The organism is Acidimicrobiales bacterium, from assembly GCA_033344915.1.
Lineage (GTDB): Bacteria > Actinomycetota > Acidimicrobiia > Acidimicrobiales > Aldehydirespiratoraceae > JAJRXC01.
Genome location: JAWPML010000001.1, coordinates 2823560 through 2837615, shown reverse-complemented (window position 1 = coordinate 2837615; position 14056 = coordinate 2823560). Strand labels below are relative to the sequence as shown.

At 70.4% G+C, this 14056-nt stretch carries 15 protein-coding genes; 8 read left to right on the top strand and 7 right to left on the bottom strand.

What is annotated here, in order from left to right:
- The first annotated feature begins 5 nt into the window (after nucleotides 1-5).
- From R8F63_13625 to R8F63_13605, 5 genes are read left to right on the top strand one after another with little or no spacing between them, the layout of a single operon-like run.
- A complete protein-coding gene (locus tag R8F63_13625) occupies nucleotides 6-638 on the top strand; it encodes a Crp/Fnr family transcriptional regulator (GenBank protein MDW3219647.1) in 633 nt (210 codons plus the stop codon).
- Between the two features lie 29 nt (nucleotides 639-667).
- A complete protein-coding gene (locus tag R8F63_13620) occupies nucleotides 668-1228 on the top strand; it encodes a class I SAM-dependent methyltransferase (protein MDW3219646.1) in 561 nt (186 codons plus the stop codon).
- 57 nt (nucleotides 1229-1285) lie between these two features.
- Nucleotides 1286-2119 (top strand): SDR family NAD(P)-dependent oxidoreductase, encoded by an 834-nt coding sequence (locus tag R8F63_13615; protein ID MDW3219645.1) that lies wholly within the window; start codon nucleotides 1286-1288, stop codon nucleotides 2117-2119.
- Nucleotides 2120-2126: 7 nt separating this feature from the next.
- On the top strand, nucleotides 2127-2882 hold the full coding sequence (locus tag R8F63_13610) for an inositol monophosphatase family protein (protein MDW3219644.1): 756 nt from the start codon (nucleotides 2127-2129) through the stop codon (nucleotides 2880-2882).
- Nucleotides 2883-2897: 15 nt separating this feature from the next.
- Nucleotides 2898-3320 (top strand): SRPBCC family protein, encoded by a 423-nt coding sequence (locus R8F63_13605; protein MDW3219643.1) that lies wholly within the window; start codon nucleotides 2898-2900, stop codon nucleotides 3318-3320.
- On the opposite strand, the gene R8F63_13600 is transcribed toward R8F63_13605, so the two are convergent.
- Nucleotides 3317-4321, bottom strand: coding sequence for a Gfo/Idh/MocA family oxidoreductase (locus R8F63_13600; GenBank protein MDW3219642.1), 1005 nt, complete (start codon nucleotides 4319-4321; stop codon nucleotides 3317-3319). The genes R8F63_13605 and R8F63_13600 overlap by 4 nt on opposite strands.
- Before the next feature lie 23 nt (nucleotides 4322-4344).
- Between R8F63_13600 and R8F63_13595 the strand changes: the two genes are divergently transcribed.
- Together R8F63_13595 and R8F63_13590 are read left to right on the top strand one after the other, a co-directional pair.
- The gene (locus R8F63_13595; protein ID MDW3219641.1) at nucleotides 4345-4884 is read left to right on the top strand and encodes a nuclear transport factor 2 family protein; all 540 of its coding nucleotides are present in this window, start codon (nucleotides 4345-4347) and stop codon (nucleotides 4882-4884) included.
- A gap of 50 nt (nucleotides 4885-4934) precedes the next feature.
- Nucleotides 4935-6164 (top strand): DUF3048 domain-containing protein, encoded by a 1230-nt coding sequence (locus tag R8F63_13590; protein ID MDW3219640.1) that lies wholly within the window; start codon nucleotides 4935-4937, stop codon nucleotides 6162-6164.
- Between the two features lie 39 nt (nucleotides 6165-6203).
- Here R8F63_13590 and R8F63_13585 read toward each other — a convergent pair whose 3' ends face one another.
- Nucleotides 6204-7403: a steroid 3-ketoacyl-CoA thiolase gene (locus tag R8F63_13585; protein MDW3219639.1), complete on the bottom strand. Its 1200-nt coding sequence runs from the start codon at nucleotides 7401-7403 to the stop codon at nucleotides 6204-6206.
- Between the two features lie 55 nt (nucleotides 7404-7458).
- Entirely contained in the window at nucleotides 7459-8589 is a 1131-nt protein-coding gene (locus R8F63_13580) for an alpha/beta hydrolase (protein ID MDW3219638.1), read from the bottom strand.
- Nucleotides 8590-8756: 167 nt separating this feature from the next.
- Between R8F63_13580 and R8F63_13575 the strand changes: the two genes are divergently transcribed.
- Nucleotides 8757-9557, top strand: a complete 801-nt coding sequence (locus R8F63_13575) for a hypothetical protein (GenBank protein ID MDW3219637.1) — start codon at nucleotides 8757-8759, stop codon at nucleotides 9555-9557.
- A 40-nt stretch (nucleotides 9558-9597) separates the two neighbouring features.
- Here the strand turns inward: R8F63_13575 and R8F63_13570 are convergent, their stop codons facing one another.
- Genes R8F63_13570 through R8F63_13555 form a run of 4 tightly spaced genes read right to left on the bottom strand, consistent with a single transcriptional unit; the run spans nucleotide 9598 to nucleotide 13998 of the window.
- A complete protein-coding gene (locus R8F63_13570) occupies nucleotides 9598-11070 on the bottom strand; it encodes a hypothetical protein (protein MDW3219636.1) in 1473 nt (490 codons plus the stop codon).
- Nucleotides 11067-11531, bottom strand: a complete 465-nt coding sequence (locus R8F63_13565; GenBank protein MDW3219635.1) for a hypothetical protein — start codon at nucleotides 11529-11531, stop codon at nucleotides 11067-11069. The genes R8F63_13570 and R8F63_13565 overlap by 4 nt, the downstream gene beginning before the upstream one ends.
- Nucleotides 11528-13450: a hypothetical protein gene (locus R8F63_13560; GenBank protein MDW3219634.1), complete on the bottom strand. Its 1923-nt coding sequence runs from the start codon at nucleotides 13448-13450 to the stop codon at nucleotides 11528-11530. Before R8F63_13560 ends, R8F63_13565 begins: the two co-directional genes overlap by 4 nt.
- On the bottom strand, nucleotides 13447-13998 hold the full coding sequence (locus R8F63_13555; GenBank protein ID MDW3219633.1) for an RNA polymerase sigma factor: 552 nt from the start codon (nucleotides 13996-13998) through the stop codon (nucleotides 13447-13449). The genes R8F63_13560 and R8F63_13555 overlap by 4 nt, the downstream gene beginning before the upstream one ends.
- Between the last annotated feature and the right edge of the window lie 58 nt (nucleotides 13999-14056).

Here is a 14056-nt window from a genome sequence, read left to right as displayed (position 1 = left end):
CCGGCGTGGACTTGGCACGGTTGCTCGAGGGGTACGGCACCGCGATGCGGGTGCGGGCGGGCGACATCGTCTTTCGCGAGGGCGACCCGTCCGGGGCGGCGTACGGCGTCGTCGGTGGCCGGATCCGGATCGAGGTGACGACGCCCACCGGCGGACGGCTCGTGCTCGGTGTGAAGGAGCCCGGCGACCTGCTCGGCGAGCTCGGTGCGCTCGACGGCACGACGCGCTCGGCGACCGCCGTGGCCGTCGAGGACGTGCAGCTCGTCCAGGCGAGCGTGGACGAGTTCCTCCGCGCCCTCGAGGAGGAACCGGGGCTGGCGGTCGACCTCCTCCGACGGGTCAGCCAGGATCTGCGGAGCGCGGTCCACCGCACGACGGCGCGAGCGAGCGCGGACACCACCCAGCGGCTGGCGATGCTGCTGTGTGACCTGTCCCAGCGCTACGGCGAGGTGAACGGCAGCGGGGTCAACATCGATCTCGCGCTGTCCCAGGAGGACGTCGCCGGTTGGATCGGCGCGACCCGTGAGGCGACCGCTCGCTCCCTGCGCACGCTGCGCGACAGAGGTTGTGTCATCACCGGCCGGCGTCGGATCGGGATCACCGATCTGACGGCCCTGCAACGGGTCGCGGTCGGCTAGCGATGTCACGATGGCGCGAGCGTGACGACGTGCCGCGCGGGGCGGCGTACGACGAGCGGTGGAAGGCGATGGCGGCGGCGGGGGAGTCGATCCACGGTGAGGTCGACCTCGTCGAATGGCTGATCGACCGGGAGGGGTTCGCCGACCCGGTCCTCCTCGACGCCGGTTGTGGCACGGGGCGGGTCGCGATCGAGTTGGCGCATCGTGGCTACGACGTCGTGGGTGTCGACCTCGACGAGGCGATGCTGGCCGAGGCTCGGTCGAAGGCGCCGGAACTCGCCTGGACCGTGGGTGATCTGCTGGACGTCGATCTCGGTCGTTCGTTCGACCTCGTCGTGATGCCCGGCAACGTCATGATCTTCGTGGCGCCCGGCACGGAGTCGGCCGTCCTGTCCAACCTGGCTCGTCAGACCCGACCCGGCGGACTCGTGGTCGCCGGTTTCCAGACGGGCGGTGGCCGGCTCACCGTCGACGAGTACGACGCGCACTGCCGCGCCGCCGGCCTCGAGGTGGTCGACCGCTGGTCGACATGGGATCGCCGGCCCTTCGCCGGCGGTGACTATGCCGTCTCCGTGCACCGTGCCCGGTGACCCCCGGCCGGTCGGCCGTGTTCGTGGCCGCGCCGACCGACGTGCGAGGATCGGGTGATGCAGGAATTCACGGGGCGGACCGCGGTGATCACGGGTGGGGCGAGCGGTATCGGACTCGCCACCGCGGAGCGACTCGGCCGTGCCGGGATGAACCTCGTCCTCGGCGACATCGAGGAGCGCGTGCTCGACGAACAGGTCGACCGCCTCCGAGGTGACGGTCACGCGGTCATCGGGGTGACCACCGACGTCGCCGACTTCGACGCGGTCACCGCGCTGGCCGAAGCTGCGGTCGAACGGTTCGGTCCCGTCCATGTGCTCTTCAACAACGCCGGCGTCGGCGGCGGCGGGCCGATGCTCGACACCGAGCTGGACGTCTGGAACTGGACGCTGGGCGTCAACCTCTTCGGGGTGGTCCACGGGATCAAGGCGTTCGGGCCCGGGATGCTCGCGCACGGTGAACCGTGCGCCATCGTGAGCACCGCGTCCATGGCCGGCCTGCTGCCCACCCCGATGCTCGGGTCCTACACTGTGTCCAAGTACGCGGTGGTGGCGATGAGCGAGACCCTGTCGCTCGAGACGCAGGGGTCGGCGATGCAGGTCCACGTGCTGTGCCCCGGATTCGTCGCGACCAACATCGCCGACAGCGATCGCAACAAGCCCGAACACCTGGCGGAGCCGCTGGCCATGGGGGAGGACAACGACCTCATGCGGGCCGCGATGCGCGAGCTCGTCGCCAGTGGCATCCCCCCGGCAGAGGTGGCCGAGCGCATCTTCGAGGCGCTCCAGAGCGGTCGGTTCACGATCCTTCCCCATCCCGAGTTCGCCGAGCAGATCCTCGAGCGGAGCCGGCGCCTCGTCGACGGCGATCCCCCCACGAGCTGGGAACCCTGAGCAGCCGGTGGCCGACGCCTCTGATCACGCGCTCGCGGCGCGCATCGCCTCCGACACCGGTGACCTCCTCGTCGCGCTCCTCGACGACCCCGACGCGCACCGACAGGGGTGGAGCTCGATCGAATACACGGGCGACCGTTCGGCGCACAACTTCATCGTCGGCGAGCTCGCCAGGGAGCGGCCCGAGGACCATGTCCTGTCCGAAGAGGGACGGGACGATCCGGCTCGGCTGAGCGCCGACCGGGTGTGGATCGTGGACCCGCTCGACGGGTCGAGCGACTTCGGGTGGAGCGACCACTGGTCGGTCCATGTCGCGCTCGTGGAGGACCGCGTGGTGACCGCCGGTGCCGTCGCCGTGCCGGGATGGCGCACGACGTGGGCGACGGAACCCACTCCGCAGCCGATCATGTCGCGCGTCGGCGACCGACCGCGGATCGTCGTGTCCCGCTCGCGACGGCACATGGACGGACGCCTGCTCCAGGAGGCGCTCGGTGCCGACGTGATGGCCGTCGGGTCCGCCGGGGTGAAGGCGATGGCGGTCGTGCGGGGAGAGGTCGACGCGTACGTGCACGGCGGCGGGCTCTACGAGTGGGACTCGTGCGCCCCCGCCGCGGTCGCCGAGGCGGCGGGACTGGTTGCGTGCCGCCTCGACGGCTCGCCACTGTGGTTCAACAAGGAGGACCCGTGGTCGCCCGGCCTGATCATCAGTCGGGCCGACCTGGTGGACGACATCGTCGCGGCCATGTCGCGGCGGAGCCGCTGACGGATCGAGGAGTCGATGACCGACAAGCCGAAGAAGGTGCGTCACACATCCCGGTCGTTGGAGCGGCACGTGCGGGCACCGCGGGAACACACGTGGACGGTGCTGCTCGATCTGATCGAGGCGGGCACGGGCGGCACTGCGCTCGAGGACACTGCGCTCGAAGACACTGCGCTCGAGGAGACTGCGCTCGTCGAGACGGTGCTGTCGTTCGAGCCACCGTGGCGTCGCAGCTACAAGGTGGAGGGCGACCACGGACTCGAGCTCTACGAGGGCACCTTCGTGCTCCGCGACGACGGCGACGAGTGCCATGTGTCGTGGGGGCTCGTCGTCGATCCGGAACCGACCGAGGCGGGGTGGGCGTTCGTCGACCTGGCCCTGGGGGTCATCGGCGGGTTCCTCGACCGGCTGGTCGAGGCCGCGGAGGCGGACGCGTCCTAGCGCCGGGCGACGGCGGCCGCGTCGAGCGCGAGCCGGCTGACCGCCAACGAATGGGCGGTGGTGACGAGCGCTTCGGTCCCGTCGCGCACATCGGCACAGAGCTGTGTCGCCCACGTGAGCAGGTCGGCGCGGCAATCGAGACGTTCGACGCCGTCCGCGTCCACCACGATGAGGTGGTCGCCGTCGTCGGCGCCGCCGGGATCGCAGTTCGACCGCACCTCGATCGTGCCGGTGTCCCCCGTGATCATCAAGCGGACATCGCCCCACGTCGGCAGGCCGGCCGGGGTCATCCAATCGACACGGCAGTACGCACTGCCGGTGCCGCCCTCGAGCATGACTTCGGCCAGGATCTCGGGATGCGTGCCGCCGGGCGCCGCGGTGGTGCGGGCGGCGACCACGGACAGATCGGTGGAGCCGAGCAGCGTCGCCGCGTGGTGGAGTTGATGGCTGGCGAGATCGGCGAGCATCGGCCCTGACCGAGCGGGGTCGGAGAACCACGCCGGGCGGGTATCGCCGCGGCGGTGGGGGCCCAGGCCGATGACGTGGCGCACCGTGCCGATCCGCCCGTCCGCGATCAGCGAGTGGGCCCGGTTCACGGCCCGACTCGTGAAGTGCTCGGTGAAGGCGACCCACCAACGGCGGCCGGTGGAGGCCGCGGTCGTCTCGATCTCGGCGAGCTGGTCCATGTCCGTGGCGGCGGGCTTGGCGACCAGGACATCCGCGCCGGACCGCATGGCCGCGATGGCGTAGTCGGGGCGGAGGTTCGGGACGGCGGCGACGACGACGAGGTCGATGCCCGCGTCCAGCGCATCGTCGACGTCGACGCTCGCAATGTCCGGGAAGATCGCGGGGAACAGGCCGTCCGGCTCGCCCGGGGTCTCCACCCAGCCGACGCATTCGGCGCCGGCAATCAGGAGCTCGCCGGTCAGCTCCAGGGCGTGGGGGTGATCGACACCGATCACCGCGAAGCGGATCGCCGGGTCGTCGGTCGCGTCGGTCACGGCGGGAACGGTAGCGTCCGGACATGACCGAGGAGATGAGTCCGCTCGACCGGGTCGTCGCGACGGAGGACATCCGCCGGCTCGCCTACCGGTACAGCGACGCGCTGGATCGGCGCGACATCGACGCCCTGGCGGCGTTGTACCGACCCGATGCCCGCTTCGGTGAGCACGGCGAGGGTGCGGACGCGGCCCGGGCGTTCTTCGACGAGTCCCTCCGGGAGATCGGCATCGCCGTCGTCCTCGTCGCGAATCACCTCATCGAGTTCGAGGACGCGGACAACGCGACCGGAACGGTCTGGGCCCACGGGTTCATCGACGACCACGACGAGGGCTTCATCCAGCAGCTGATCAAGTACGACGACCGTTACGTCCGCATCGGCGGGGAGTGGCGCTTCACCCGCCGCAAGCACCTCCTCTGGCTCGGTTGGAAGCACGACGACCCGGCGCCGTTGGCCCAAGCGCCGGCCGATTGGCCCGAGCGGCAGGTCGGGCTCGGCTCCATGCCCTACAGCGAGGCGTCGTGGCACGCCTTCTGGTCGACGGACGGGTCCGCCACCGACTGACCGGCGCCGCGCCGACGAATCGCGGTGCGCCGGGTCTAGCGTGACCCGCCATGCCCCGCCGCCTCCTTGCGACCGTTGCCGTTCTGGGTCTCCTTGCCGCTGCGTGCGGTGGGGGCGGGTCCGACGAGCCGGAGACATCGTCGACGACCGATTCGTCCGTCCCCGCCGGTGACGAGACCTCGACGACGTCGGCATCGAGCTCGACGCTTCCCGTCGGTCCACCGACGACGCGCGGCCCCGCGCCGGACCTCGTGGTCGAGCCGCTGGGCGCGGTCGGCGCCCTGACGGTGCTGAGCGGGGAACCGGCGTACCGCGGGGTGCTCGGCCAGGTCGACCCGGATCGCAACATCGTCGCCGCGGTGGCCTTGCCGCCGGCGCCTGTCGCGGACGGCATCGCGCCGTTGACGGGTCTGCCGTTGGACGACGCTTCGGTGGCCGCCCGGCCGGCGATCGTCGTCAAGATCGACAACACGAGCAAAGGTCGTCCGCAGGAGGCGTTGGCCCAGGCGGATCTCGTCTACGAGGAGATGATCGAGGGTGGCTTCACGCGGCTCGCCGCGGTCTATCACTCGCACGCGCCCCTGCTCGGTCCCATCCGGTCCGGCCGTACGACGGACATCGCCATCCTCGGCTCGCTCAACACGCCGATCTTCGCGTGGTCAGGGGCGAACCTGGTCCACGCCGCGCTGCTGCGTCGCCAGAACATGATCGACCTCGGGGCCCAGAGTCGCGGCGAGTACTTCCGCGCCGCCGACCGGCCCGGCACCTACGACCTGATGATCGAGGCCGAGACGCTGCACGAGATCGCGGCCGGCCGTGACGGCTCGGCGCCGTCCCCCCACTTCGAGTACCGCACTGCCGCGGTCGGGCTGCCGGAGACGGCCGAGCCCGCCACGTCCGTCACCGTCTCGTTCCCCTCGGTGACGGCCCAGTGGGACTGGGACCCGACCCTCGAGGGATGGGCCCGCACCCAGGGCGGCACCGAACACGTCGACGCGCAGGGGGAGCGGGTGGTCGCCGCGAACGTCGTCGTCGCCGAGGTGCGCGACGTCGCCACCGGGTCGGTGGACACGGCCGGGTCAACGGTGTTCGAACAGCAGTTCCTGGGCTCCGGCCGCGGCTGGGTCTTCACCGACGGTCACGTCATCGAGGTGACGTGGACGAAACCCTCGATCCATTCGGTCGCCACGTGGACGACCCCCGACGGCGTCCCCGTCGCCCTCACCCCCGGCACCACCTGGATCGAACTCGCCCGCGCCGACACCACGACGTTCGCCTAGTCCGCTTCAACTGGGGTCAGACCCCAGTTGAAGCGCGGGTCAGAGCTTCTGGAGGAGGGTGCCGGTGCCGAGGCCGCCGCCGCAGCACATGGTGACGAGGCCGTACTCGATGTCGGAGCGCTGCATCTCGTGGACCGCCTTGGTCACCAGGATCGAGCCGGTGCCGCCGAGCGGATGACCGAGGCCGATGGCGCCGCCGTTGGGGTTCACGGTGTCCATGTTCGGGGAGAACTCCTTCTCCCAGGCGAGCACGACCGAGGCGAACGCCTCGTTGATCTCGACGACACCGATGTCGTCCATCGTGAGCCCGTTGTCGTCGAGCAGCTTCTTCGTGGCGTCGATCGGACCGGTCAGCATGAGGACCGGGTCGGTGCCGACGAGGCAGGTGTCGACGATCCTGGCCAGCGGCTTCAGCCCGAGCTCGTCGGCTTTCTCGCGGGTCATCATCAGCACGGCACCGGCGCCGTCGCTGATCTGGCTCGACGAGCCGGCGGTGTGCACGCCGTCCTCGCGGGCGACGGGCTTGAGGTTCGCCAGTCCTTCGAGCGTGGTGTCGCGCAGGCCGCCGTCACGGGTGACGGTCGTGGTCTGTTCGGAGACGTTGCCCTCTTCGTCGCGCACCGGCGCCTCGACCGGGACGATCTGGGTGCTGAACGCGTCCTCGGCCCACGCCTTCGCGGCGAGCTCCTGACTGCGGAGACCGAACTCGTCGGCGTCCTGGCGGGTGATGCCCCACTGGTCGGCGATGCGCTCGGCTCCCTCGAACTGCGAGGTCCACTCGTAGTTCTCCCAGTAGCGGGCGTTGACCGGCACGCCGGTGGTGTCGGCGTCGGGGATGGTGGCGCCCATCTTGATCTGGCTCATCAGTTCGATGCCGCAGGAGAGGGCGGAGTCGACGACGCCGGACTTCACGAGCGAGTAGGCGAGGTTGGTCGCCTGCTGGCTCGAGCCGCACTGGGCGTCGACGGTGGTCGCCGCGACCCCGAGCGGGAGACCGGCGGCGAGCCACGCGTTGCGGGCGACGTTCATGGTCTGCATGCCGACCTGACCGACACAGCCACCGACGACCTGACCGACCTCGGCCGGATCCATGCCGGTGCGATCGAAGATCGCCTTCTGGACGTCGCCCAGCAGGTTGATGCTGTGCATGGTGGACAGCTCGCCGTTGCGCTTGCCGATGGGGCTGCGCACGGCATCGACGATGACGACATCTCGCTCGGAAGTACGGGGTTCGCTCATGCACGCAGCGTACCCAGAAGTTAGCGATCGTTCACATTCGGCGCACTCGCGCCATTCAGTCGGCGGCGATCGCCCGCGCGAGGAACGCCTCGATGGCACGCTGGTTGACGAGCGTGCCGTCGAGATTGTGGTCGCCGTTCTCCACGACGTCGAGCCAGCTCTCGGCCCCGGCGGCCGCCCACGCCTCGGCGATCACGACGCCCTGTGCGTCCGCATCGACGAGCGGGTCGAGCGCGCCGTAGGCCCAATACGCCGGCGGGAGGTCGGCGTGCAGGTATTCGGCCGGATTGGCGGGCAGCAGCTGATCCGGCGTGCAGGTCGGGAAGCAGCCCATGAACGTGCCGGTCATCGGGGCCGCCCACGCGTTCGGGTGGCCGTACATCTGCACGAGGTCGGTCGGGCCGACGGCGGACACGACGGCGGCGACGCTCGAATCGAAGGCCTGGGCGGTCGGGGAGACGTCGGTCGGCTCGAATTCGCCGACCGATGCCGCGGCGAAGGTGGCGAGGTGGCCGCCGGCGGACGTCCCGTAGGCCACGACGCGGTCGGGATCGATCAGCCCGGTCTCGACCCCCATCGCCTTGAGCTCACGGATCGCCCGCTTCACGTCCTCGACGGGGCCGGGGAACGTGCTGTACGGCGCGATCCGGTACTCGACGGAGGCCACGGCGTAGCCGAGCTCGACGAAGCGCAACACCATCGGCGGCACGTACGAACGGTCGCCGCCGATCCAACCGCCGGAGTGGAGGTAGACGATCAGCGGCGCGCCGTCGTCGGCCGGGAGGTACAGGTCGTAGCGGTGGTACGGGTCGGGTCCGTACTCGACATCCCGTCGGATCTCGCGCCCGCTCCAGGGCTCGTAGTCGTTCGCCAGGAGGTCGCCGTTCGGGTCGACGCGCAGATCACCCGGCCGCGGATCGGCGACGAGTTGCACCTGTGTGGGACCCGCAGGAGTGAGCGTCGTCGTCGGGTCGCTGATGCGCTCGACGGCAGGCGCGGATGTCGGCGTCGTCGGATCATCGGCGGCCGGATCGTCGACGACCACCGGCTCGCCCGACACGATGCTCGGCGCAACGCCCATCGCGGCGACGAGGAGGATGGCGCCGAGCAGCACGAGGACACCGCGCTGGTCGCTGGTGCGCCCGCGTCGGGGCGCGTCGGGGGAAGGTGCTCTCGAAGGGCCCACGGGGGTGCCTGCCTCTGATGCCCGGGATGTCTCCGCCGGGACACGCGATGGGGGGTGGTTGTGTCCTATGACGTGTCCGTCGGCCGTTTCGTTCCCGACATCACGAAAACATCCGAGAGATCGTCGTCTGGGGGTCGCCGCGGCCGGGGGCGGTACCGTCGATGGCCATGGGTAGCCAGGTCCGTTCTCCACCGAGTCCGATCTTCTTCGTCCACGTCATGAAGACCGGCGGTAGCGCACTGATCCGGGCCCTCCAGGGCTCCTATGCGCCATCGCGTTGCTATCCGACGCCGGACGCGCTCTTCGAGGAGAAGGGTTCGATCGACGCACTTCTCGAGCGGGTGCGCGGCGATACGGGGTTCGATCTCCTGACGCCGCATGTTCCGGCATGGGTGGCGGAGGAGGTGGCACCCCATCACCTGCACGTGACGGTGCTGCGCGAGCCGACGGCCCGCACGATCTCGCACCTGCGCCAGGTCGCCGGCTACGAGGCAACGCCGGACGACCTCGAAGCGATCTACGAGATTCCCGCCTGGCGCGACCGTCTGCGCAACTACCAGACGCGACTGTTCGCCGCGGACGCGTCGACGCATCAGGCCGGGAAGGATGCCGCCGCGGTCGCCGCAGCGAACATGGAGCCGGACGAGGTCCAGACCATGTTGCTGTCGGCGCTGGCGACCGGCGTCGGCGACCCGACGATCATGGTCGCCGCGGACCTTGCCGCGGCGCTCGCCCGGCTGCGTCGGGTGGACGTGGTCGGTGTCACCGAACGGCTCGACAGGATGGCCACCCGGCTCGCCCGGCGGGCCGGCATCTCGTTCGAGCGGATCGAGCGGGTTCGTGTGTCGTCGAATCGGGCGGTCGTGTCCGACGCGCTCACCGCAGCGATCGAGGACGACACGACCCTCGACCGTGAGCTCTACGAGCACGCCTGCGAGATCGCCGACGAGCAGCGGGCCGGGACCTGAGCGCGACCATCGGTTGGGACGCTTCGCACGCAGCGCCGCGTCACAGCTCGAAGACGAGATTCACGGGCGGATAGCGGTAGGAGTCGGTCGTGACCACGAGGTGGCACAAGTCGGTCGCGGTCGATCGCCAGTCGATGCAGTCGGCGACGCTCTCTCCGTCGCCGATGGTCGTGCCGACCGGAATCTCCACGGTCGTCGTCGCGCCCGTCCCCGTCGCCGAGACGGCTGGGCCGCAGATCTGTTCGGGTGGAAGCCGATTGACGTCGGTGCAGACCCTCGCCTCGATCATCGAGCCGGCGGGCGCTTCGGAAGTCGGTATCTCCAGCCGCGCCGAAGCGGCATCGGCCGGAACGCGCGCGTCCGGCAACGAGGCCGGACCGGTCGCGGCCTCCGTCGTGTCGAACTCGAGGAGCAGAGGATGGGTCACCCGGCCCCCGAAGCCGACGAGGCGACACCCGAAAAGGATGGACGTGCAGTCGGCTCCGCCGGCGATCCGGTGCATCGGCATCTCGGCGACGAACTCGCCGTTCCCGTCGGCCGTGAACCGGTAGGCCGCGGTCGATCCCCGGCACGTACTCCACGCGGGGGCGTCGAGCGAGCAGATCGCGACCTCGACCGGCTCGCCGGGCGCGAAACCGCGGCCGGTGACCGTCACGGTCTGGCCGGCGGCGAAGGGGACGCTGCGATCGACCACGAGGTGGGGGGCAGCCGACGCGTCGGCGCTTGCCGCGAACGTGACCTCGCGGATCCCGAAGCTCGTGAGGTCGAGCGTGTCGCCCGCCGCGATGCCGCACACGTTGGGCGGTCCGGGGTTCGCGCAGTCGAACGACCCGTGTTCGTTCGACATGAATCGGCGGGGTTGATAGGTCGTGACGAACTCGCCGTTCTCGTCGGCGACGAGGGTCCGATATCCGCTCAGGTCGCAGCCGTCCACTGCTGCGACGAGGTTGCCGTCGTCCGGCGAGTCCATCGGGCCGTGGCACTGCAACACGGCGAGCGAGGCTCCGGGATCGAAGCCCGAGCCCGCGACTTCGACAGGCTGGAGATCGGTCAGACCCGTCGCGCTCGAAAAGTCGAGGGGGAGGCCGAGTGAACGCAGCTCGGCACTCCCGTCGTCGGCCGGCGCCGGGACCGTCGACGAGTCCGGCGGACCCTCGGTCGTGGTGGTGGTCGTCGTCGACGCACGCGTGGTCGTCGTCGGCAGATCCTCGTCGGTGATCGTCGGCGCGGGGGCGCCGTCGTCCGCGAGCTCGCCCAATCCGAACAGGACCGCGAGCACGGTGGCCGCTGCGGCCGCGATCAGCAGAGCCCGACGTCGGAGCCGATGGGGCGCGGGCTCCCCGGGGTCGGGCTCGACGACGACGAGTTCCGTTTCCGGGACGGGAGCGAGCCGTCGCTGACGCGCCGACTCGGTCGCGTCCACCGCGTCGATCTGCGATTCGAGACGCGTCCAGAAGTCCGGTGCGTGCTCGGGGACGGACAGCTCGCGGAGGAGATCGGAGAGATCGCTCATGCTTGCCCCCGATCGTGCTCGAGGGTTTCGGTGATGACGGCGCGGGCGTGCGCGAGCCGAGCCGGCGCACCGGTTTCGTCGATCTCCACCGCCTGAGCCGCGTCCGGCACTGCCAATTCCTCGCCGTCGACGAGCAGGACCAGACCGCGGTCGTCGATCGGTACGAGGGCGAGCGCGCCGAGAACCCCGGCGTTCGCCTCCGGTGCCGGGGCCCCGTCCCCCTCGATCGGCTTGCTGAGATGGGCGCGGCAACTACGGTGGACGGCTCGGTACAGCCGGATCAGTGGACTCGGCGCCGTGGCCCGGTCGACCTGTTCGCGGTGGGCCGCGGCGTACGCGACCGTGAGCACCGCGTCCATGTCCGAGGGTGAGCCGACCATCCGGTGCGCGTAGCGGCGCATCCGCTCGTCGTGGAGACGCAGTGCGTGCAGACCGAGACGCGCCGCCCCGTCGGTGCTCACTGCAGATCCGCCACGTAGGTGCGCACGGTCGACTCGCCCGCCATGGTCACCGTTGCGTTGCCCGGAATCGGGTCGACCTCTGTGAAGTTGTCGAGCAGTTCTCGGGCGTCGACCTCTCGGGTCGGCCCGCTCGTGCTGACGACTGCGAGCAGCGTGGTCTCGCCGACTCCGAGGACACTCAGGTTCGGCGTGCCGGACGGGTCGAGATCGAAGACCTCGTGGACGGGGGTCCAGACCAGTCCGGCGCCGTCCGGCGACCAGGCGATCACCGCGGTCGGCGGCTGTCCTTCCGAGCCGTTGCCCGGCAAGGCGAGGGCCAACGTCTCCTCATAGGTGATCTCGAGGACGACCGCGCCCGTCTCGTCGACGAGCCGATAGGCCACCGGCCCGTCGTCCACCTGTTCGGCGGTGTGGGTCTCGGACTCGAGCCCATGAGCGGTGCGCAGGATCGTCCGGCCGTCGCCGTCGGTCACCACGATCCCGTCACCGAGCACGAACTCGATGGTGTAGCCGTCGCGTTCGATCACCGGTGGCTCCGCGACCGCCGGATCGACGTCGATCCGGCCGGCGAGCGCGATGCCACCCGGGCCGACGGCGACACGGTCGATCTCGCCCGGCGGCGTGTCCAACTCCTCCCACGTGCGGCCGACGTCGAGGGAGCGGATCAGGACTCCGTCGCGCATGGCGAAGAGGATCTCGCCCGTCGAGAAGAGCGAGAGGGCCTGGAAGTCGTTGGTTCCTTCGGCCGAGAAGGACCCCGAGGTCCAGTCCCTTCCGTCGGCAGAGCGGTGCAACGCGGACGTGCCCCCGGCCGGGACCTGGCCGAGTACGAGGAACTCGCCTCCGACGACGAGCTGGACCGCAGCGGCGACACCGGGCCCCTCGGTTTCGGTGAAGGGCCCGCCGTCGTCCGAGACGAACCACTTCACGGCGTTGCCCCAGGGGACGCCGACGCCGAGGTCGCCGAGGTCGTACTCGTCGGTCGCCGCGTCCGGGCATGCGGGGAACTGGTTCGCCTCGGGCTCGACGGCATTTCGATCGCAGGCGGTGACGACATAGTGGCCGGCCTCGTTCCACGATCCCCACTGGATGATCAGCTCCTCGGCCCGGTGTCCGGCTGCACGCATGACCGCGATGTCGTCGACGATGGTCTGCAACCGCACGGTCAGCAGGATCGTGCCGTCGTTGACCAACGCCGATGCGTCCTGGATCCACCCGGTCACGGACTCGGACAGCACGAGGTCGGGCTCGAGCACGGGGAGCTCGGTCCACGAGTCGCCCGCGTCGCGGCTGGCGATCACCCGCACGGATTCGTTGCCGGATTCGGTCGCCACCCAGTCGTCGTCCCGGCCCCCGATCCACTGGGCTCCGAACGCGTCCGGCAGTCGATCCTCCTCGTTCCACGAGCGGCCGTCGCGAGACACGAAGAGCGTCCCGGGGTCGGTGGTGTAGTCGAACGCCGAGAAGCCCGCCGGCCCCCAGGGCACCAACCCCAACATCCCCGTCGCCGCATTCTCCGGGACCGCGGCGGCCGTCTCGGTCCATTCGAGAGCCCCGACCGACCGGACGGTCGCGTCATCGGGGGGATCGAGGACCGTGGGTGTCGGCGTCGGCGTCGGCGGGTCGTCGACGACACGGGTGGGGCCGCTGTCCTCGATCAGGCTGCCGTAGCCGATGATGATGGCGATCACCGCGGCAGCCGCGGCCGCGGCGACGAGGAGGAATCGCCTCGTTCGTCGCCGTCGAAGTTCGTCGCCGTCGGGCTCGATGGTCGTGTCCGCGCCGCCCTCGCCCACCGTGGTGGGCGAGGGCTCGACGACGAGGGTGTCGTCCACGAGGTCGCGCTCGAGTCGGGCCCAGAAGTCGTCACCGTGCTCCGGCACCGGAAGGTCGTTCAGGAGGTCGCCGAGCGCGCTCATCCGAGATCACCTCCCGGGTCGCCGAGAACGGTTCGGAGTCGGGCGTGGGCCCGGTTCAGGCGGCTGGCGACGGTGCCCTCGCGGACGTCGAGAACGCTGGCGGCCTCGGCGTAGGAAAGGCCGTCGCCGTCCACGAGCAGCACCGCGGCACACTGGTCCGCCGGCAGGTCGGCGAGCGCCGCCGCCAATGCATCGGCATCGACTGCCTGCTTCGAGATGTCGGCACCGACGGACACCGACTCCGCCACGAGATCGATGTCGGTTTCCCGTCGGTTGCGGCGGCGCCGGAGGTGGTCCAGGCACGTGCGGTAGACGATCGTGTAGAGCCAGGTCGAGAAGGCGGCACTCCCGTTGTAGGTGTCGAGCTTCCGGTACGCCTTCAGGTAGGCGTCCTGCAGCGCGTCGTCCATGGCGGCGGCCGAGCCCATCAGCCGGAAGGCGAGACGGCGCATCCGCTCGTCGCAGTCGCGGATCAGCTGGGAGAAGGCGCGGTGGTCCCCGGTCTGGGCAGCGCGAACGAGATCTGCCGCTGGCGTGACCGGGTCCACCGCCCTCCTCCCTCGCGAGATCCGCCGCCTCGAGTGTTCCATCAATGGGTGAGACGCA

What these genes read in the sequence shown, in the direction of transcription:
- R8F63_13615 (MDW3219645.1), top strand. Translation starts at nt 1,286, where the DNA reads ATGCAGGAATTCACGGGGCGGACCGCGGTGATCACGGGTGGGGCGAGC.
- R8F63_13605 (MDW3219643.1), top strand. Translation starts at nt 2,898, where the DNA reads ATGACCGACAAGCCGAAGAAGGTGCGTCACACATCCCGGTCGTTGGAG.
- R8F63_13595 (MDW3219641.1), top strand. Translation starts at nt 4,345, where the DNA reads ATGACCGAGGAGATGAGTCCGCTCGACCGGGTCGTCGCGACGGAGGAC.
- R8F63_13590 (MDW3219640.1), top strand. Translation starts at nt 4,935, where the DNA reads ATGCCCCGCCGCCTCCTTGCGACCGTTGCCGTTCTGGGTCTCCTTGCC.
- R8F63_13585 (MDW3219639.1), bottom strand. Translation starts at nt 7,403, where the DNA reads ATGAGCGAACCCCGTACTTCCGAGCGAGATGTCGTCATCGTCGATGCC.
- R8F63_13575 (MDW3219637.1), top strand. Translation starts at nt 8,757, where the DNA reads ATGGGTAGCCAGGTCCGTTCTCCACCGAGTCCGATCTTCTTCGTCCAC.
- R8F63_13570 (MDW3219636.1), bottom strand. Translation starts at nt 11,070, where the DNA reads ATGAGCGATCTCTCCGATCTCCTCCGCGAGCTGTCCGTCCCCGAGCAC.
- R8F63_13560 (MDW3219634.1), bottom strand. Translation starts at nt 13,450, where the DNA reads ATGAGCGCGCTCGGCGACCTCCTGAACGACCTTCCGGTGCCGGAGCAC.